Source organism: Mycobacterium mantenii, assembly GCF_001667865.1.
Classification (GTDB): Bacteria; Actinomycetota; Actinomycetes; order Mycobacteriales; family Mycobacteriaceae; genus Mycobacterium; species Mycobacterium mantenii_A.
The window spans coordinates 375,560-395,570 of the sequence record NZ_LZJP01000089.1 but is presented as its reverse complement, the minus strand read 5'-3'; the positions used below and the strand labels follow the sequence as shown (position 1 = coordinate 395,570).

The 20,011-nt window shown below is 65.0% G+C and carries 19 protein-coding genes; 12 read left to right on the top strand and 7 right to left on the bottom strand.

Features of this window, described 5'->3' with window-relative positions:
- Positions 1-18: 18 nt before the first annotated feature.
- The 7 genes from A5688_RS15480 (at position 19) to A5688_RS15450 (ending at position 7,143) form a co-directional block, all read left to right on the top strand.
- Entirely contained in the window at positions 19-1,182 is a 1,164-nt protein-coding gene (locus A5688_RS15480; RefSeq protein ID WP_067908516.1) for an NDMA-dependent alcohol dehydrogenase, read from the top strand.
- 165 nt (positions 1,183-1,347) lie between these two features.
- Positions 1,348-1,773, top strand: a complete 426-nt coding sequence (locus tag A5688_RS15475; protein ID WP_067908519.1) for a hypothetical protein — start codon at positions 1,348-1,350, stop codon at positions 1,771-1,773.
- A gap of 131 nt (positions 1,774-1,904) precedes the next feature.
- Positions 1,905-2,909: an alpha/beta hydrolase gene (locus A5688_RS15470; RefSeq protein WP_082955018.1), complete on the top strand. Its 1,005-nt coding sequence runs from the start codon at positions 1,905-1,907 to the stop codon at positions 2,907-2,909.
- Positions 2,910-2,911: 2 nt separating this feature from the next.
- Positions 2,912-3,769: an SDR family NAD(P)-dependent oxidoreductase gene (locus tag A5688_RS15465; protein ID WP_067829960.1), complete on the top strand. Its 858-nt coding sequence runs from the start codon at positions 2,912-2,914 to the stop codon at positions 3,767-3,769.
- 25 nt (positions 3,770-3,794) lie between these two features.
- A complete protein-coding gene (locus A5688_RS15460) occupies positions 3,795-4,715 on the top strand; it encodes a reductase (protein ID WP_067829957.1) in 921 nt (306 codons plus the stop codon).
- Between the two features lie 2 nt (positions 4,716-4,717).
- Positions 4,718-6,214 carry a flavin-containing monooxygenase gene (locus tag A5688_RS15455; protein WP_431602643.1) on the top strand — a complete coding sequence of 499 codons (1,497 nt, stop codon included), beginning with the start codon at positions 4,718-4,720 and terminating at the stop codon, positions 6,212-6,214.
- 14 nt (positions 6,215-6,228) lie between these two features.
- Positions 6,229-7,143 carry a MerR family transcriptional regulator gene (locus A5688_RS15450; protein WP_067908522.1) on the top strand — a complete coding sequence of 305 codons (915 nt, stop codon included), beginning with the start codon at positions 6,229-6,231 and terminating at the stop codon, positions 7,141-7,143.
- 375 nt (positions 7,144-7,518) lie between these two features.
- Here the strand turns inward: A5688_RS15450 and A5688_RS15445 are convergent, their stop codons facing one another.
- A complete protein-coding gene (locus A5688_RS15445) occupies positions 7,519-8,535 on the bottom strand; it encodes an acyl-ACP desaturase (RefSeq protein WP_067908525.1) in 1,017 nt (338 codons plus the stop codon).
- Positions 8,536-8,721: 186 nt separating this feature from the next.
- On the bottom strand, positions 8,722-10,074 hold the full coding sequence (locus tag A5688_RS15440) for a salicylate synthase (RefSeq protein ID WP_067829944.1): 1,353 nt from the start codon (positions 10,072-10,074) through the stop codon (positions 8,722-8,724).
- Positions 10,075-10,423: 349 nt separating this feature from the next.
- On the opposite strand from A5688_RS15440, the gene A5688_RS15435 reads away from it, so the two are divergent.
- Together A5688_RS15435 and A5688_RS15430 are read left to right on the top strand one after the other, a co-directional pair.
- Complete coding sequence (locus A5688_RS15435; protein WP_067908528.1) at positions 10,424-10,636, top strand: hypothetical protein; 213 nt, start codon at positions 10,424-10,426, stop codon at positions 10,634-10,636.
- Positions 10,637-10,914: 278 nt separating this feature from the next.
- Positions 10,915-12,153: a sodium-dependent bicarbonate transport family permease gene (locus tag A5688_RS15430; RefSeq protein ID WP_067829938.1), complete on the top strand. Its 1,239-nt coding sequence runs from the start codon at positions 10,915-10,917 to the stop codon at positions 12,151-12,153.
- Between the two features lie 17 nt (positions 12,154-12,170).
- Here the strand turns inward: A5688_RS15430 and hemW are convergent, their stop codons facing one another.
- Positions 12,171-13,343 (bottom strand): radical SAM family heme chaperone HemW, encoded by a 1,173-nt coding sequence (hemW, locus tag A5688_RS15425; RefSeq protein WP_067908531.1) that lies wholly within the window; start codon positions 13,341-13,343, stop codon positions 12,171-12,173.
- A 199-nt stretch (positions 13,344-13,542) separates the two neighbouring features.
- On the opposite strand from hemW, the gene A5688_RS28570 reads away from it, so the two are divergent.
- From A5688_RS28570 to A5688_RS15415, 3 genes are all read left to right on the top strand, one after another.
- Positions 13,543-13,635, top strand: coding sequence for an Ms4527A family Cys-rich leader peptide (locus A5688_RS28570; protein ID WP_431739706.1), 93 nt, complete (start codon positions 13,543-13,545; stop codon positions 13,633-13,635).
- Between the two features lie 113 nt (positions 13,636-13,748).
- Entirely contained in the window at positions 13,749-15,416 is a 1,668-nt protein-coding gene (locus A5688_RS15420) for a nitrite/sulfite reductase (RefSeq protein ID WP_067908534.1), read from the top strand.
- Positions 15,413-16,156 carry a phosphoadenylyl-sulfate reductase gene (locus A5688_RS15415; RefSeq protein WP_067829929.1) on the top strand — a complete coding sequence of 248 codons (744 nt, stop codon included), beginning with the start codon at positions 15,413-15,415 and terminating at the stop codon, positions 16,154-16,156. Before A5688_RS15420 ends, A5688_RS15415 begins: the two co-directional genes overlap by 4 nt.
- 24 nt (positions 16,157-16,180) lie before the next feature.
- Here A5688_RS15415 and A5688_RS15410 read toward each other — a convergent pair whose 3' ends face one another.
- From A5688_RS15410 to A5688_RS15395, 4 genes are read right to left on the bottom strand one after another with little or no spacing between them, the layout of a single operon-like run.
- Complete coding sequence (locus tag A5688_RS15410; protein ID WP_067829927.1) at positions 16,181-17,263, bottom strand: sulfate/molybdate ABC transporter ATP-binding protein; 1,083 nt, start codon at positions 17,261-17,263, stop codon at positions 16,181-16,183.
- 8 nt (positions 17,264-17,271) lie between these two features.
- On the bottom strand, positions 17,272-18,090 hold the full coding sequence (gene cysW / locus A5688_RS15405) for a sulfate ABC transporter permease subunit CysW (RefSeq protein WP_067908537.1): 819 nt from the start codon (positions 18,088-18,090) through the stop codon (positions 17,272-17,274).
- Entirely contained in the window at positions 18,087-18,953 is an 867-nt protein-coding gene (gene cysT / locus A5688_RS15400) for a sulfate ABC transporter permease subunit CysT (protein ID WP_067829920.1), read from the bottom strand. The genes cysW and cysT overlap by 4 nt, the downstream gene beginning before the upstream one ends.
- Entirely contained in the window at positions 18,950-19,981 is a 1,032-nt protein-coding gene (locus tag A5688_RS15395) for a sulfate ABC transporter substrate-binding protein (protein ID WP_067908540.1), read from the bottom strand. The genes cysT and A5688_RS15395 overlap by 4 nt, the downstream gene beginning before the upstream one ends.
- Positions 19,982-20,011: the final 30 nt, after the last annotated feature.

The following is a 20,011-nucleotide window of genomic DNA, read 5'->3' as shown; positions in this document are numbered from 1 at the left end:
TCCAACGAAAGAGAAGCAATGAGGTCCAAAGCAGCGGTGTTGCGCGGTGTCGGTGTGGACTGGGAAGTGACCGAAGTAGAGCTCGACCCGCCGCACGCAGGCGAAGTGCTGGTCAAGATGGCCTATGCGGGGATCTGCCACTCCGACGAGCACTTCTACACCGGCGACAGCGTGCCGACCGCGGAGATGGAAGAGATGATGCGGGCGGCCGGGCTTCCGGTCCCCGAATGGTTTCCCATGCTCGGCGGACACGAGGGCTCGGGGATCGTCGAAACGGTTGGCCCTGAGGTGAAGACGCTGAAACCCGGTGATCACGTCGCCATCTCGTTTCTACCCGCTTGCGGCAATTGCCGATGGTGTACCAGCGGCTACACCTACCTGTGCGATATCGGTGCCGACATCTACAGCAAGGCGATGACCACCGACGGCACCCGACGTCGCCACCTCGGCGGCGAAGACCTCATGGCGATGATGCAGGTCGGTACGTTCTCCGAGTATGTGGTGGCGTCCGAACGCTCGCTGGTCAAAGTCCATGACTGGATTCCCCTGGAGGCTGCCTCACTGGTGTCCTGCGGTGTGACAACGGGATTCGGCTCGGGCTCGGTGGCAGCAGGTACCCAGGCGGGCGACACCGTCGTCGTGATCGGCGTCGGCGGAATCGGCATGAACGCCGTGCAGGGCGCGAAGGTCGCCGGCGCCAAGCAGATCGTCGCCGTCGACCCGAACGAGTTCAAACGGTCGGTCGCGCCGACATTCGGCGCCACCCATACCGCCACCGATACCGGTTCCGCGCTGGAACTGGTCAAGGAGATCACCTGGGGTGTGATGGCCGACCGGGTCGTTCTGACTCCCGGGGTTGTTCCTGCGGACATGGTGATGATGGCGATGATGTTGTTGCGCAAGGGCGGAACCTGCGTGCTGACCGGGATGCCGAAGATCACCGATCTGATGGTGCCGATGGTCCTCACCGACATGGTCAGCTCGTGCAAGACCTTCAAGGGTGTGCTCTACGGCGAGATGAACCCCCGCGAAGCCATGCCCAAGCTGCTATCGATGTACGAGGCAGGCCTGATCAAGCTCGACGAGTTGGTCACGCAGAAGTACAAGCTCGACGACATCAACGAGGCCATGAAAGACCTTCGCGCCGGCAACAACATCCGCGGCGTCATCGCCTTCGAGTGACGGCGTGCGTCACGTGACTCGTTGCAGCAAAGGTGCCGCGATCCGCGGGGAGCCTCGGACCTCGGTTAAGACACGAGCTCGATGGTCGCATCCGAGCCCACTCAAGTCTGATCTACCGGGGACTACGCCAGCGGGGTAACCACGGCCGAGCGAAAGGGTGACGCGATGAGCATGCCTGACATGGACGCTCAAGGACCCTTCCGTATAGATCCGGCCGATGCCGTATGGGCGCTCGTGCGCGAGTTGATCGAACAACAACACTCAGTCGTCCAATTAGAGCAAACGCTCGCCGCGATCAAAGCCGACCATGCGGACGACTTCGACGAGGTAGTCAGCCTCACCTGTGACCTGAAGAACCTCAGTGATCTAGCCGCCCTGAGACGGCTGTGGTACTCCAGAGGGCTACCCGGCATGCTCGCAAAACTCGCGGTGGCCCTGGAGGCACATGAAACATTCGGCGATCATGCGGTGACCATCGACGACCCTGTCGACGCCGAACTGTGGAGAAGCAAATACCGTGTCGCCGTTGATGACCTGACCGTCACCCTAGCCCCAAACGCACACGACGCCGGTGAGCCTAGACCCTGGTAAGGCCCCTCCCTCGCTCAGTTTTCTGCTTCGCACAGAGTTCTAACGGGATTTTCGACGATGGTGAGCGGAAAGCTACGACGCGCGCAAACCTGCCATTGACCAATGTCACCATTTGGTGTTGACTTCGTCGTATGACGGACGACGTTCCGGCTCGTGGGTCGTTGCGATCCCGCGGCGCGGCGGCGGTAAGTACGTACACCCTTCGGCCGATCACCAGCGTGATCCCGCCCGAACGGGCCTGGGGGCTGTGGGTATCGCGCCAGATCGTCGCCAGGATCATGGGGACGTTCGGTCCCACGCTCGCGGGAACCCGCGTGGAATCGGTAGACGTCAGGCTGCCCGACGGTCGCCGCGTCAAGGGTGAGTGGGTCTATGGGCCGCGAACGCCGACAAGCGAGTTCAAACGCTCATCAATGAGCGATGGTGCGATCTACTACGTGCACGGCAGCGGGTACGCCGTGTGCTCGCCAAAGACGCACCGCCGCTTGACATCCTGGCTGTCAGCTTTGACCGGGCTTCCCGTCTTCTGCGTCGACTACCGACTTGCACCCCGCCATCGCTTCCCCACAGCGGCCGACGACGTCCGCGCGGGCTGGGACTGGCTGGTCAACACCTGTGGCGTGCCGCCCAAACGAATTGTGATCGCCGGTGACTCGGCGGGCGGACACCTGTCGGTCGATATGCTGCTGCAGCCCGACATCGATCACCCCGCCGCACAGGTGTTGCTCTCCCCGCTGTACGACCTCACGTTCGAGTTGTCGCTCGCGCGCGAACAGATACGCCCCGATCCCGCCACCCGGGCGGCAAGCGCGGTCCGCCTGGTCGGCCTGTACCACAACGGCGTCGACCTCACCCACCAACGGTTGACGCTCGACGTCGCCGGCGGCCCCGCGCTTCCCCCCACCCTGATCCAGGCCGGTGGAGCCGAGATGCTGCAAGAGGATGCACGCCAGCTCGCCACCGACATCCAAACCGCCGGTGGCAGATGCGAATTGCAGATCTGGCCCCATCAGGTGCACGTCTTCCAGGCGCTGCCACGCATCACGCCCGAGGCCGCCAAGGCGATGGCCTACGTCGCGCGATTCATCGCCCACGCACTGCAGGATGCGCGCACCGTCACCGAGGAGGCGCACTGACCATGCTCGGACCCATAGACAGACTGCTGAGCCGCTCGAGGACCAGCCGCGGCGCCTCGGCGGTGGTGACCGGCGCCGGCAGCGGCATCGGCGCCGCCTTCGCCGTCGAACTGGGCAAGCGCGGCGGCAAGGTCGTATGCAGTGACATCGACCAAGCCGCCGCCAAGCGGACGGCCGACACGATCACCGAGCGGGGCGCCGACGCGGTGGCAATCCGCTGTGACGTCTCGCGATTCGAGGACGTGCAGGCGCTGGCCGAACAGTCGCAGTCCTGGTTCGGGGCGGCACCCACCCTGGTGATCAACAATGCCGGCGTCGGCGCGGGCGGCGCGGCCATCGGTGACGCACCGCTGGACGATTGGCGTTGGACCCTGGGCATCAACCTGTGGGGTCCCATCCACGGGTGCCACGTGTTCACCCCGATCCTGCGCGACGCCGAGCCGACACACTCGCCGCGGGGCATCATCAATGTGGCCTCGGCGGCGGCGTTCGGCGCGGCTCCCGGCATGGCCGCCTACAACGTCAGCAAGGCCGGGGTGCTCTCACTCTCGGAGACCCTGGCCGCCGAATTGGCGGGCACACAGGTGAAAGTCACCGTGCTGTGCCCGACCTTCGTCAAGACCAACATCCTCGAGTCCGGCCGCATCAGCGAGCAATCGAGCGAACTGGCCGCGAAACTGATGCGCTGGACGGGTTTATCCGCGGAGAAGGTCGCGCGGGCCTGCTTGGACACACACGACCGCGGCGACCTGTACTGCATGCCGCAGTTCGACGCCAAGATCGGCTGGAACATCAAACGCCTTGCCCCACAGACCTACACACGTGCGGCCGGGCTGGTGTCCCGGATCAACCTGCCCTGATCCACCCGACGAAGAGGAGCTTGCGATGGCCATCGACATGGAAGCCATGCTCGCCAAGATCAAAGACCGGCAGTGGGCGCTCGCCGACATCGATTGGGATGCGCCCGGCGCCGAAATGATCAGTGATGAACAGCGGCCACAGCTCAAGGCGTTCATGGCCGACCTGTGCTGGATCGAGAACATCGGCGCCAGGGGCTTCGCGGCGCTGGCGAAGAAGGCACCCACACCGACCATCGCCGAGATCTACCGCTACTTCCACGCCGAGGAGCAGCGCCACGCCAACGCCGAACTGGCGCTGATGAAGCGCTGGGGCATGCTCACCGAAGGTGAGATTCCCGAGCCGAACGTGAACATCCGGCTGGCGATCGACTGGTTGGACCGCTGGGCCGACGACATGCCGCTGTCTCTGCTGGGCACGGTCATTCCGATGCTCGAAGTCGCACTGGACGGCGCCCTGTTGAAATTCCTCCTCGACGAGGTGCACGACCCCATCTGCCACCAGGTTTTCGAGAAGATCAACAATGACGAATCACGCCACCTGGTCGTCGATTTCGAAGTCCTGGACATGATCGGGCACGCGAAAATCCGACGATTGCTGATCGACTTCGTCGGTCACAATGCCACTCCGGGGCTCATCATCGGTGCGATCATGGGCGCACCGCTGATCAACAGGATCCGCAACGAGATCACCGCCATGGGCATGGAGCCAGAGCGGCTTTACCGGGCCGTGAAACGATTCAAAGAGCTTGGTGATCGCGGCGAACGTACAAGGCGGGTACCGACTTATCGTTTCCTGAGGCGCTACGCGGGAGTGGTCACAAATCCACGCCATCCGTACCACTTGCTGGCGAATTCGATGGTATGGCTTTCCGACCGGTATCCGCGGCCCCTGCTTCCGTCGGTACCGACTTGGGTTGGAGAACTCACCCACGAGCCGGCGGCGTGACCATGGTGAACAACCGCGCCCACGCGGCGCTGATCGTCGGAGCCGGCTTCACCGGGCTCGGGGCGGCAATTCGGTTGGCCGAGGCCGGAGTTGACGACATCGTGATGCTGGAACGTGCCGACCGTGTCGGCGGGACCTGGCGCGACACCACGTATCCCGGTGCCAGCTGCGACGTCCCGTCACTGCTGTACTCGTACTCCTTCGTCAAGAACCCGGCGTGGTCACGCACCTACTCGCCCGCCCCCGAAATTCATCGTCACCTCGAGGACATGGCAGACATGTTCGACATCCGCAGCCGCATCAAGTTCGGCCATGCCGTCAAAGACTTGACCTTCGATGGGGAAGCCGGCGTCTGGACCGCGACCACCAAGAACCGCAAGAAGTTTCGCGCCCGCACCGTCGTGCTGGCTTCCGGTCCGCTGTCCGATGTCAGCTTCCCCGAGATCCGGGGCCTGGACAGCTACCGCGGACACAAGATTCACAGCGCGCGCTGGGACCACGACTACGACTTCACCGGCAAGCGCGTCGCGGTCATCGGCACGGGGGCCAGCGCGATCCAGGTCATCCCCGAGCTGGTCAAGCGGGCCGGGTTCGTCAAGGTGTTCCAGCGCACACCGTGCTGGGTGCTGCCACGCATAGACGTCGCCACCCCGCCGGCCGTGCAATCGCTGTTCGCCAAAATCCCTGCCACCCAACAACTTGCGCGCCAGGCGCTGTATTGGGGCCACGAAGCCAGCGCCACGGCGCTGGTCTGGGACACGCCGCTGACCTCGCTGGTCGCCCGGCTGGGGCGGGCGCACCTGCGCGCCCAGGTGAAAGATCCGTGGTTGCGGCGTCAGCTGACGCCGGACTTCCGGCCGGGGTGCAAACGCATGCTGGTCTCCAGCGACTACTACCCCGCGCTGCAACGCGACAACTGCAAGCTCATCGACTGGCCGATCGCCACATTGAGTCCGGTCGGCATTCGCACCAGTGACGGCATCGAACACCATCTCGACTGCATCGTGTTCGCCACCGGTTACGACGTGCACCTGACCGGTCCGCCCTTCGGAGTCACCGGACTCGGCGGCCGTTCGCTGGCCGCCGAATGGGCCGACGGTGCACAGGCTTACAAGAGCATCAACGTGCACGGGTATCCGAACCTGTTCGTCATGACCGGGCCCAACTCCGGACCGGGGCACAACTCCCTGCTGGTCTACATCGAGGGCCAACTGGACTATGCGGTGCGTGGCATCACCACCGTCCTCAACAACGACCTGCGCTACCTGGATGTGCGCGAGGAGGTCCAGCGTCGCCACAACGAGGACATTCAACGCCGGCTCACCAAGACGACCTGGATGTCGGGGTGCCGCAGTTGGTATCTCACCAAGGACGGATTCAACGGCTCGATGTATCCCGGTTTCGCCACGCAGTATCTTCGCCAGATGAGGGATTTCCGGTACGAGGACTACCAGGCGGTGGCGCGCCACGCCCAGACGCGGGCCACCGCGTCCGTCTGAGATGCCGCACTGAGATGGCCACCGAGCGCGCATCGCGGCCCGAACCCGGCACCATAGCCAGCGTGCTGCACAATGTGCGGCGAGCACCCAAACGCGTTCGGCGCCAATCGCGGGAGTACCGCCAGCTCATCGAGGGCGCGGTGTCGCAGCTTTTCGACGCGGCGGCCCGGCACCCGCACGGCGCCGCGAACTCCGGCGAGTACCGGATCGACGACCTGGCCCGGCTGGCCGGCACCACCACCCGCAACATCCGCGTCTACCGCGACCGCGGACTGCTACCACCCCCACTGCGGGTCGGCCGGATCGCGTTGTTCAACGACACCCACCTGACCCGGCTGCGGCTCATCACCTCGATGCTCGACCGCGGCTACAACATCGCGCACGTGCGCGAAATGCTCGGCGCCTGGGAGGAAGGCAAGAACCTGGGTGACGTGCTGGGCCTGGAAACGGCCATCGCGGGCACCTGGACCACCGAGAAGCCCGAGACGATGTCGCTGGCCGACGCGCAAAAACTCGTCGACGACGCGCAAGCGTTCGACCGCCTGGTCGCGCTCCAGGTGATCCGGCTCGATGGGACGCAGGCCACCATCACCCGCCCGAAACTCATCGAAGCATTCAACGAAATCCGTGGCTACGGCGTCAAATTCGACAAGCTTATCGATCTCCACGAGCAGATCGTCCCAGAGATCGACAAGATCAGCGACATGCTGGTGCGCGCCGGGGCCGAGCACGTGCTGGACCGCATCAAGCCCGGCGAACCGCTGCCGGCCGATGCCGAGATCGCCGAGCTGATCACCATGCTGGTGCGCTTCCGCACTCAGGCGGTGGCGACCGTCACCGCCACGCTCGCCTCGTCCATCGAATCCAACATCGAGTCGCTGGTCGGTCGGATATTGGCCGACTATCTCGAATCGGGCTCTTCGGCCTGAGCCTGCGGCGCACGACCCCTGGGTCGTGCGACCGCCAACTCAGACGTTCGGGCTTTGCTAAACGGTGACGACGACGCAGGTTGGGCAGGTAATTGTGCCCGTACAGGCCGCAGCCATCGGGTAAGCGAGGGCGAGCATCATGGCAACGATGACTTTGGACTTGAGGCCAGACACGAATCCTCCATCGGGTTGAAGTTGGACATATCCTACGCCCGGCGCCACCAAAAAGCTTGGTAGTGACCGATATTCGGTCACCCGAAGGTCTCGCCAAGACCACCCCAAGGTCTGACCGAGACCACCCGAGGGTCTCATCAAGGGCACCCGAAGGTTTCGTCGAAACCACCCGAGGGGTCTCATCAAGAAACATAGCCGCCATCAGTGTTTGCTCAGCGTTAACGTTCCCTTAGTCTGGAGCACTTTGCTGGCGGTGATTTTTTCGGTCTTGCGCGCCTCACGCTCAAGATAGCGCTGTTTGGATTCGTCGAACTTCTCCGAGGCATCCTCGAGTTCCTTGACAAGCAGCGCGAGATCGTCGCGCATCCCGGCGGCCTCGCCGGTGAGGTCTTCGCGTTCGAAGATCCGCCACTTCTTCAGTACCGGCATGACCACTTCTTCGAGATGGATCCGCGGGTCGTAGACGCCGCCGACGGCGATGACCACCGCCTTGCGACGGAACTCTGGGACCGTATATCCGGGCATCTTGAAATTGCGCAGGATCCGGTGCACCGACCTCATCGCCTGATTGGGGGCAATGTCCAGGCCGGCGGCGCTGATGTCCCGGTAGAAGAGCATGTGCAGGTTCTCGTCGTGCGACACCCTGGCCATCAACTGCTCGGCGATCGGGTCGTTGCTGACCTTGCCCGTGTTGCGGTGCGAGACGCGGGTGGCGAGTTCCTGGAACGAGACATACATGACCGAGTCGAACAGACTCTCAGCGAACATATCGCCCTGCTGATTCTGGCCGGGACTGAAGCCCCTCGTCATTTGCTCCAGGCGCAGCTTCTCCAGCTCCACCGGGTCGACGGCGCGGGTGACCACCAGGTAGTCGCGCAACGCCGTGCTGTGCCTGGCCTCCTCCGCGGTCCACCGGTTCACCCACTGGCCCCACGGACCGTCCATGCTGAAGTTCATCGCGATCTCGCGGTGATACGACGGCAGATTGTCTTCGGTCAGCAGATTTTGGACCATCGCCACCTGTGCGACGTCGGGCAGCTTGGCCTGCCCCGGCTCCCAGCCCTGACCGGACGGCCCGTAGAAGTTTTTGCCGTCCGACCAGGGAACATAGTCGTGCGGGTTCCACTCTTTGAACATCGACAGGTGACGATTGAGCAAGCCCTCAACCACCGGCTCGAGCTCGTGAAGTAGCTGCAGGTTAGTCAGTGCCTTGGGCACGGAGCCCTCCCAGTTATCTGTGACAATCGGTTATGCGCAATGTATCTGTGTCATGCGGTTACACGAAGATGACATACCGGGGAACGAGGTAAATAGGGCCGAAAGTCCCTACGGCACCAACCGTGACACGGAAAACACCGGAGCGGCCTGGTACCACGACCGCCGCGCAGGAGGAGCGATTAAAAGCTATTGACGCGCAATCAGATACGGCGCCAGCGTGGACAGCTTCTCGCAGGTCTCTTCGAATTCGCGCTCGGGAGTGGACTCTTCGATGATGCCCGCACCGGCCCGCAGCCACGTCTTGCCGTCACGTTCGTAAGCCGCCCGTAGCGTAAGCGCCGCATCCAGCCCACCGTCGGCCGAAATCATCACGACCGCACCCGAATACAGCCCGCGCGGCCCCTCATCGAGGCGCATGATCGCTTCAACGCCACCGGCTTTCGGTATTCCCGACGCGGTTACCGCCGGGAAAAGCGCTTCCAGCGCGTCCATCCGGTCGTTCGAGGTCCCCAGCCGACCGCTGACCGTGGAGCCGAGGTGCTGCACGCTCCCCCGTTCCCGCACTGTCATGAAGTCGGTGACGACGGCGGTGCCCGGCTCAGCGATCTCTATCATTTCCTGCAGCGAGCTTCGCACCGAAATCGCGTGCTCGACAATCTCTTTGGAATTGGACTCCAGGTCGTCGCGGGCCTGGCGGTCACGCGCCTCGCCACGGCCGAGTGCGCGGGTGCCCGCCAGCGGTTCGGTCACCACGATGCCATCGCGATGCACGGCCGCGACCAGTTCGGGGCTGTAGCCCACCGCGCGAATCCCGCCTAGCCGCAACAGGAACGACCTCACCGGGTTGTTGTGGCGACGGGCCAGCCGGTAGGTGGACGGAAAGTCGAGCGGGAAGGGCACTTCCAGGGACCGGGAAAGAATGACCTTGTGGTAGCGGCCCGCGGCTATCTCGCTGACGGCGGCCGCCACCCGATCGCGGTAGGCGGACGGGTCGGCGACGACATCGACCGCCGAGGCGGCGCGCACGTCGGGCACACCGGCGCCGAGCACGTCCAGGACTTCGTCGCGGTGGCCGGCCGAGGTGCCGTACAGGCGGACCGCCTTTCGGGTCACCACGATGCGGCCGTGTGGCCAAAACACCCGGGCCAGCGGAGTTCCCGGCGCCAGCCGCTGCTGCAGCCCGTAGCGATAGACGCCGAATTCGAAGGCGATCCAACCGAAGAGCTGGTCGGTTTCCAGCAAGAGCCGGTCGATGGCCTCACCGAGAACCGGCCCGGGCCTGCCCGACCACCGCTGGCTTTGAGTCAGGCCGTCGCGGATCACGCGCAGCTCGTCGCTGTCCAGCTCGATCAGCGCGTGCACCCCGGTGGCCAGCACCCATTCACCGCCACGCTCGTAGAGCAGATACTCGTCCCCGACGCGCTCGGATAGAACCACGGCCAGCTCGGCTGCCAGGTCCGCCGGGTCGATATGCACGGGGAGCGGAATCGACGGCGACTCAGAGCCGGCGGAACTTGTCTCGACGCTGACCTCGGTCACGGTTAGTAAATGTAGCCTAACCTATGTTCTCGCGCGCAACCGCTCCCGCCAACCGACTCCTCGTGTGGCGCGTTCAGCTAAAACTCCCACGGAGTTAAAGCGCCGGCCGGCTCGGGCGGTAACCGCCGACGAGTTCCGGCGCGCCGGCGTCGCCCACCTGTTCGCCCAGCTAGACCGGGGTGAGATCCGCATCCGGGGCGCGGATTCCGTCGCCGGCTTTCAAGATCGCCACTCCAAAGGTTTCCCAACCGTTTACGTCGCGGTCGCACAACAAGCGACTGCGGCAGCGACACTTTCCCTAGCGCCCACTTGCTTCGCGCCCCCCCACCCGCCGGATTGGAGGATCACGGTGTTCATAATCCGGCTTTTCAACGGCGAGGAAGTGCACGCGAGCGAAGGCGACGAACTCGAAATCAATCAGCAGACCGGAGTGCTTTCGGTTTCCCGCGTCGACGGTTTCGAGGAAATCACAACGCATTACTCGCCGTCGGCCTGGCTGTCGGTAACGCACCGTAAAAAGGGAGCCGGGGTTAGGCCCTCGCTGATCGCGTCGGCGCGCTGACCAATATTGACTCCACAGTAAACACACAGCATATTCACACCAAACTGTCGCCGCCCTCGGCCCGCGCAAATACGGGATCCCGCTCGACGCGCACCGCCCTGACCAGCAGGTTTACCGCCCACTAGCCGCCGAAAAGGCGCCCGCTTCCCTGTGTGTGTTCAAGTGGCGGCAAGTCAACGGCGGCGATAAATTCTTCACGGTCGGTCGGGATGTTTCGTGGTTGCTCCGCTTGCGGACGGTGCCTCCCCTGATCAGCGCCCTATTTGACGGAGGCATCGATGCTGCAAGAGTTCTGGCACAACTTCACCCACAACTTGTTCAAGCCACTTCTACTGTTCTTTTACTTCGGATTTTTGATTCCCATCCTGAAGGTGCGATTCGAATTCCCCTACGTCATTTATCAGGGATTGACGATGTACCTGCTGCTGGCCATCGGCTGGCACGGCGGGGAAGAGCTCGCGCAGGTCAGCGCGTCCAGCGTCGGCGCCATCGTGGGATTCATGGTCCTGGGCTTCGTGCTGAACTGTGCGATCGGCGGCCTGGCCTACCTCGGCCTCAGCCGCCTGAAATCGCTTCGCAAAGTCGACCGCGCGACGGTCGCCGGCTATTACGGGTCGGACTCGGCGGGTACCTTCGCCACCTGCGTGGCCGTCCTGGCCGCGGTGAACATCGCCTTCAACGCGTACATGCCGGTGATGCTGGCCGTGATGGAGATCCCGGGCTGTTTGGTGGCGCTGTATTTCGTGGCCCGACTGCGCCACCGCGGCATGGACTCCGCCGGCTACATGCCCGACGAGGTCGGCTACACGCCGCCGGTCAAGGTCGGGGTGGGCCCCGGCACCGCCGCGCGCCCGCCGCGCGGCCAGAGCCTGGAGAGCCAGGAGGAAGCGGCCATCGAGCAGGAGCTGGAACTTTCGCTGGAAAAGATGGAGCACCCGGATTGGGACGACCAGATCCCGGCGAGCACCAAGGGCAAGAAGGTGCCGATCTTCTCCCGGGAGCTGTTTCAGGAGGTCTTCCTCAATCCCGGCCTTGTGCTTTTGATGGGCGGCATCATCATCGGCCTCGTCAGCGGACTGCAGGGGCAGAAAGTCGTCGCCGACGACGACAAATTCTTCGTGTTGGCTTTCCAGGGCGTGCTGTGTCTGTTCCTGCTCGAGATGGGGATGACGGCGTCGCGCAAGTTGAAGGACCTTCGCACGGCGGGTCCGGGTTTCATCGTCTTCGGCCTGGTGGCGCCGAATGTCTTTGCGACACTTGGCATCTTCGTCGCCTGCAGCTACGCAGCGCTGACCCACACCGATTTCAAGACCGGAACCTACGTCTTGTTCGCGGTCCTGTGCGGTGCTGCGTCCTACATCGCCGTCCCGGCGGTGCAGCGCCTGGCGATCCCCGAGGCGAGCCCGACGCTGCCGCTGGCCGCCTCCCTGGGCCTGACGTTCTCCTACAACGTCACCATCGGGATCCCGCTCTACATCGAGATCGCCCGCCTCTTTGAGCATTGGTTCGGGGTTTGACCACGCGGTAAACGCCGCTACCCCAATAGCGTTCGCACCACGGCGTCGGCCAGCAGCCGTCCGCGCGGAGTCAGGACAAGCCTGTCGCCGTCGGCGACCAGCAACCCGTCGGCGACTAGGCCCCCGGCGCGTTCGCGCTCGCTAGCACTCAGCAACGCGACCGGGAGCCCTTGGCGCAAACGGGTTTTCAACAGCACGTCCTCGGTGTGTGAGGCCTCGGCGTCGAGTTGCTCGAATCCGGCTATCGGCAGCGCCGCGGCACTCAACCTCTCCGCATAAGCGTTGGGATGCTTGACATTCCACCAGCGCGTCGAACCGACGTAGCCATGCGCTCCCGGCCCAGCGCCCCACCACTGGCCGCCGTCCCAGTAGCCGAGATTGTGCCGGCATTCACCGCCCGGCCGCGCCCAGTTGGACACCTCGTACCACGACATCCCGGCCTGCGACAGCCGCGCGTCCACCAATTCGTAGCGATGGGCCAGCACGTCGTCGTCGGGTGCGGGCAGTTCGCCGCGGCGCACCCGGCGGGCCAGTGCGGTGCCTTCCTCGACCACCAGCGCATAGGCGGACACGTGATCCACACCGGTCTCGATCGCCGTGTCGACCGAGCACAACAGGTCCTCGTCGGACTCCCCCGGCGTGCCGTAGATCAAGTCAAGGCTGACGTGCTCGAATCCCGCGGCCAGCGCCTCGCGGGCGGCGGCCGCGGACCGGTTCGGTGTGTGGATGCGGTCGAGGACCCCCAGCACCCTCGGCGCCACCGACTGCATGCCCAGCGACACCCGGGTGTAGCCGGCCGCCCGGATGGCGTCGAAGAAGTCCGGCCACGCCGATTCGGGGTTGGCCTCGGTGGTGATCTCGGCGTCGGGCGCCAGCGTGAAGTGCTGGCGCACCATGTTGAGCAGGGTGGCCATCCGCGGACCCCCCAGCAGTGAGGGCGTTCCGCCACCGACGAACACGGTATCCACCGGCGGCGCCTGCAGCCTCGCGGCCGCGAGTTCCAGTTCCGCGCCCAGCGCGCTGAGCCAGGCGTCCGGATTGACGCCCCCCAGCTCGGCCGGGGTATAGGTGTTGAAGTCGCAGTAGCCGCAACGCGTTATGCAGAACGGGACGTGCACGTAAATGCCAAACGGCTGCCCGGCGACCGCCCGGATGTCGGGCAGGTCGAGGGGTTCCTCGCGAATGGCCATGCCACATGATCCCACGGCGAACCGGGCGCCCCGGGGCCGTCGACCACCCGGGACGACGACCGGCCGGGCACGCGACGTCGCATGAACTCCCAAGCCTTTGCGAGTGGGATCTCCCAGCCTCGATCGGTAGTTTTAATCACCGTGAGCCAAGATTTGACCTGCTCGCACGGCCCTTCGGCGACCATGGCACAATGGGGTCGTGACCGTCGACCAGCCCAGCCCGCACATTGTGCTCGTGGCGCGGCGGCACATTGATCTCAAGCGCGTTTGCAGCTGTATCTGTCTGCCTTGACGTGGTAGACCCAGGCCCCCTGCGTCTCCAGCTGGCCGAAGGTTCCGCGCCGCTCAAATGTCGGTGAACTGTGCTGGCCGCGCTGGCGATCTTTTTAAAGGAGAAAACTTCCGATGACCACCGCCCGACCCGCGAAGGCCCGTAACGAGGGCCAATGGGCACTGGGAAATCGTGAGCCGCTGAACCCGAACGAGGAGATGAAGCAGGCCGGCGCCCCGCTGGACGTGCGGGACCGCATCCTGAACACCTACGCCAGGGACGGCTTCGACAGCATCGACAAGAGCGACCTGCGTGGGCGTTTCCGCTGGTGGGGCCTGTACACCCAGCGTGAACAGGGCTACGACGGCACGTATACCGGCGACGACAACGCCGAGCTGCTGGAAGCCAAATACTTCATGATGCGGGTGCGTTGCGACGGCGGCGCTCTGTCCGCGGCGGCGCTGCGCACCGTGGGCCGGATTTCCACCGAATTCGCCCGCGACACCGCCGACATCACCGACCGGGAAAACGTGCAGTACCACTGGATCGAGGTGGAGAACGTCCCCGAGATCTGGCGCCGGCTGGCCGAGGTCGGGCTGCAGACCGCCGAGGCGTGCGGCGACTGCCCCCGCGTGATCCTGGGCTCGCCGCTGGCGGGTGAGTCCCTCGACGAGGTGCTCGACCCGACCTGGGCGATCGACGAGATCGTGCGCCGCTACATCGGTCAGCCCGACTTCGCCGACCTGCCACGCAAGTACAAGACCGCGATCTCGGGCCTGCAGGATGTGGTGCACGAGGTCAACGACGTCGCGTTCATCGGCGTCAACCACCCCGAGCACGGCCCCGGGCTGGACCTGTGGGTCGGGGGCGGGTTGTCGACCAACCCGATGCTGGGCCAGCGGGTCGGCGCCTGGGTGCCACTCGACGACGTGCCCGAGGTGTGGCACGCGGTGACCTCGGTCTTCCGCGATTACGGCTACCGACGCCTGCGCGCCAAGGCGCGGCTGAAGTTCCTGATCAAGGACTGGGGCATCGAAAAATTCCGTGCGGTTCTCGAGACCGAGTACCTCAAGCGTCCGCTGATCGACGGCCCGGCACCCGAGCCGCTGAAGCATCCGATCGACCACGTCGGGGTGCAGCGGCTCAAGAACGGCCTCAACGCGGTAGGCGTCGCCTCGATCGCGGGTCGGGTGTCGGGCACCATCCTCACCGCGGTGGCCGACCTGGCCGAGCGGGCCGGCTCGGACCGGATTCGGCTCACCCCCTACCAGAAGCTGGTCGTCCTCGACGTGCCCGATGACAAGCTCGACGAACTGATTGCGGGCCTCGACGCGCTCGGCCTGCAGTCACGGCCGTCGCAGTGGCGCCGAAACCTGATGGCGTGCACCGGGATTGAGTTCTGCAAGTTGTCGTTCGCCGAAACCCGGGTCAAGGCACAATCTTTGGTTCCCGAGCTGGAACGCCGGCTCGCGGACATCAATCAGCAGCTCGACGTGCCCATCACCGTCAACATCAACGGCTGTCCCAATTCGTGCGCCCGCATCCAGGTCGCCGACATCGGGCTCAAGGGCCAGATGGTCGACGACGGGGAGGGCGGCTCGGTCGAGGGTTTCCAGGTTCACCTGGGCGGCAGCTTGGGCCTGGACAGCGGCTTCGGGCGAAAACTGCGTCAGCACAAGGTCACCAGCGACGAGCTCGGCGACTACATCGAGCGGGTCACACGCAACTACCTGAAATATCGCGGCGAGGGTGAACGTTTCGCACAGTGGGCTATGAGGGCAGACGAGGACGATTTGCGATGAGCGAACGAACGACCAAACTTTCGGAGGCCGAACTGCGCGCGCTTGCCGCCCGCGGCGCGGCCGAGCTCGAAGGTGCCAGCGCCGCCGAGGTGTTGCGGTGGACCGACGAAACCTTCGGCGGCATCAACGGGCCGCGCGGCTGGGCTACCTGCAACTACGTGGTGGCCTCCAGCATGCAGGAGGCGGTGTTGATCGATCTGGCGGCCAAGGCACGCCCGGGTGTGCCGGTGGTGTTCTTGGACACCGGTTATCACTTCGTGGAGACCATCGGCACCCGGGACGCGATCGAGTCGGTGTATGACATTCGGGTGCTCAATGTCACCCCCGAGCAGAGCGTCGCCGAGCAGGACAAACTGCTGGGCAAGGATCTGTTCGCGCGGGATCCCGGTGAGTGCTGCCGGCGGCGCAAGGTCGAGCCGCTGGGCAAGACGCTGCGCGGATATTCGGCGTGGGTGACCGGGCTGCGCCGGGGCGAGACCGCCGCGCGCGCCAACGCCCCGGTGGTCGGCTTCGACGAAGGCTTCAAGCTGGTGAAGGTCAACCCGCTGGTCGAATGGTCCGACGAGGACGTCCAGAATTACATCGACGAGAACGGCGTGCTGGTCAATCCGCTTATGTACGACGGTTATTCATCGATCGGTTGCGCCCCCTGCACGGCCAAGCCGCTGGCGGGCGCCGACCCGCGCAGCGGACGCTGGCAGGGACGGGCCAAGACCGAATGCGGTTTGCACGCGTCGTAGCGCGCGACAGGACCGATCCGGCGGTCACGCCGACGTCAGCGTGGTCTCATCCTCGTCGGCCTCGCGACTGGCGTCCGTCGCGCCGGGGGTGATGGGCGGCACCCGGGTGGCACGCACGTAGACGGTGTCCCCCTCGCGTAGCGCGAGCGCTTCGGCGTCACCGCGCGTGATCTGGGCGGTGAAGAATCCGCCGGTCGCGGCGCTGGTCAACTCCACCCGGACCTCGAAGCCCAGCTTCACCACCCGGTCGACGACGGCCCGTGCCACGCCCGTGGACTCGGCGGTGCCGTCTTCGGCGGCCACCGCCATCTCGGGGGTACGCCCCACCCGGATGTCGTGCGGCCGCACCAGCGTGCCGTTCAGGGTGGACACCGCACCGAGGAACGACATCACGAACGCGTTCGCCGGGGCATCGTAAACGTCCGTCGGGGAGCCGATCTGCTCGATGCGGCCATGGTTGAGCACCGCGATCCGATCGGCGACGTCCAACGCCTCCGCCTGATCGTGGGTGACCAGAACCGTGGTCACGTGCACCTCGTCGTGCAGGCGGCGCAACCACGCTCGCAGATCCTCGCGCACCTTGGCGTCCAGCGCGCCGAACGGCTCATCGAGCAGCAGCACCTGCGGGTCGACCGCCAGCGCCCGCGCCAGCGCCATCCGCTGTCGCTGACCACCGGACAGCTGGTTGGGATAGCGGCCCTGAAAACCGCTCAGCCCCACCACTTCGAGCAGATTGTCGACTTTGGCATTGACCTCGGCTTTGGGACGTTTGCGAACCTTGAGCCCGAAGGCCACGTTGTCGCGGACCGTCAGGTGCTTGAACGCCGCGTAGTGCTGGAACACAAACCCGATGCCGCGGCGCTGCGGCGGCACGCGGGTCACGTCGCGTCCGTAGATGGTGACGGTTCCGGTGTCGGGTTGGTCGAGGCCGGCGATGGTGCGCAGCAGGGTCGATTTGCCCGAGCCGCTGGGCCCCAGCAATGCCGTCAGCGAGCCGGTGGGGACGACGAAGTCCACATGGTCGAGCGCGACGAAGTCGCCATAACGCTTGTTGGCGTCGCGCACGATGATGGCGAGGTCGCCCCGGTTGGCGTTTGTCACGGTCATTCCCCTCGTCAGGCCTGTCGCGCCGCTCGTGCGCGGCGCGCGTCGAGCACCACCTGGAAAACCAGCACCAGCACGGCAACTCCCATCAGCAGCGTCGACAGCGCGTAGGCGCCGTATTCCGCACCGCGGTTGTACCGGTCGGAGACAAGCAACGTCAGCGTCTGTGACTTCCCCGGCAGGTTCGACGACACCATCAGCACGGCACCGTATTCCCCCAGGGTACGTGCGATGGTCAACACGATGCCGTAGGTCAGACCCCACCGGATGGACGGCAGGGTGATCCGCCAAAAGGTCTGCCACCAGCCCGAACCCAGGGTGGCGGCGGCCTCCTCCTGGTCGGTTCCCAGCTCATGCAGCACCGGCTCCACTTCGCGGACCACGAACGGCAGCGTGACGAAGATGCTGGCCAGCACGATTCCCGGCAGGCCGAAGATGATCTTGAACCCGAGGTCTTTTTCCACGAACCCGAGCGCACCGGCCGACCCCCACAACACGATCAACGCGACGCCCACGATGACGGGCGAAACCGCGAACGGCAGGTCGATGACCGCCTGCAGCACGCCCTTGCCGCGAAACCTGTTGCGCGCGAGGACCAATGCGGTTGGGATACCGAAGATGACGTTGAGGGGCACCACGACGGCCACCACCAGCAGCGTCAGATTCAGCGCAGAGATCGCCGCGGGGGTGCTCACCCAGGCGTAGAACTGACCGAGCCCGGGTTGAAACGTTCGCCACAGAATCAACGTCACCGGGACGACGAGCAGCACGAAGATGTATCCGAGCGCGATGAATCGCAACCAATAGCGGACCCCCGCAGACGATGTCATGCGGACAGTTCCTCTCGTTTGGCCGCGTGTCCGCCCACGATTCGCAAGATGAGCAGCACCACGAACGAAATCGCCAACAGCACAATCGATATCGCCGCGGCACCGGTGCGGTCGTCGTTCTCGATCAAGGTTCGTATCCACTGCGACGACACTTCGGTCTTGCCCGGCACCGCACCACCGATGAGCACCACGGATCCGAATTCGCCGATCGCCCGCGAGAACGCCAGGCCCGCACCGGATAGCAACGCGGGCAACAGCGACGGCAGCACTACGGAGGTGAAGATCTTCGGGCCGCTGGCGCCCAGCGACGCCGCGGCCTCCTCGGTTTCGCGATCCAATTCCAGCAGCACCGGCTGCACGGCCCGCACCACGAACGGCAGCGTGACGAAGGCCAGCGCCACCGCCACACCCCACGAGGTGTGCTGCAGGTGCAGACCGACCGGGCTGTTGTTGCCGTACAAGGCCAGCATCACCAGGCTGGCGACGATGGTCGGCAGCGCGAACGGCAGATCGATGATCGCGTCGACGAGGCGCTTGCCCGGAAAGTCGTCGCGCACCAGCACCCACGCGATCACCAGGCCGAAAATCAGGTTGAGCACCGTGACCCCGGCCGAGATCGTCAGGGTCACCCGGAACGACTCCAGCGCGGCATTCGAGGAGACCGCGAGCCAGAACGCGTGCCAGCCGCCGCCCGCGGCCTGCCAGGCGATCGCCGCCAGCGGCAGCAACACGATCACCGACAGCCACACCGTGGCCGCGCCGACCCGCAGGGCGGTGGTCCCGCGACCACGCCCGGGAAGCGGTGGCACGTCACCGCTGAGCTCGGGCCGGATCGCCAGCGGGTCCGGCGTGATGGCCGTCATCCGGTGGCCTTCGTGTAGATCTTGGTGATGCTGCCGGTCGTCTTGTCGAACAACTGCGGATCCGCCGTGCTCCAGCCACCCAGCTCGGCGATGGTCCACAGTTTCGCCGGCACCGGGTACTGGTTTCGGAATTCGGCGGCGACGGCGGGATCGACCGGGCGGAAACCGGCCTGCGCCCAAACCTTTTGGGCCGCAGCCGTGTACTGGAAGTTCTTGAAGGCGACCGCGGCATCCAGGTGCGGGCTGGTGTTCACCACCGCCACCGGATTGTCGATCTTGAAGGTCTGCGGCAAGTTGATGTGTTCGACCGGTTTTCCCGCTCGCTCGGTGGCAATGGCCTCGTTCTCGTAGCTGATCAACACGTCGCCGCTGCCCTGCACGAAGACATCGGTGGCCTCCCGCCCCGATCCGGGGCGCAATTTGACGTGTTCGGTCACCAACTTCTTGATGAATTCAACACCGGCGTCGCTGTGGGCACCGCCTTCGCTCTTGACGGCGTACGGCGCGAGCAGGTTCCATTTGGCCGATCCGGAACTCAGCGGGCTGGGGGTGATGACCTCTACTCCGGGCCGCAGCAGGTCATCCCAATCCCTGATGTTCTTCGGATTGCCCTTGCGCACCACCAGCGTTACCACCGAGCCGAACGGAATTCCCTTGGTGGCGTCGGCATTCCAGTCCTTGGAAACCTTGCCGGCCTTGACCAGCCGAGCGATGTCGGGTTCGACGGAGAAGTTCACCACATCGGCTGGCTTGCCGTCGACGACACCGCGGGATTGATCACCGGAAGCCCCGTAGGAGGTGACCACCTGCACGCCCTTGCCCTCGTCGGAGGCATTGAACGCCGGAATTATCTTGCTCCACCCCGGTTCTGGGACCGAGTAGGCGACCAGAGTGATGCTGGTGCGGGCGTTGGGCAGCCCGCCGCCACCGACGGCGTCACTGGCGCCACCGTGGCATCCGGCGACGACGCCGGCAATCAGGGCAAGGGCAAGGACGGGCCGCCAGCGCGATGCGGTCCTGATGTCCATTGAGGGCCTTCCGATGCGAAACGTATGGGA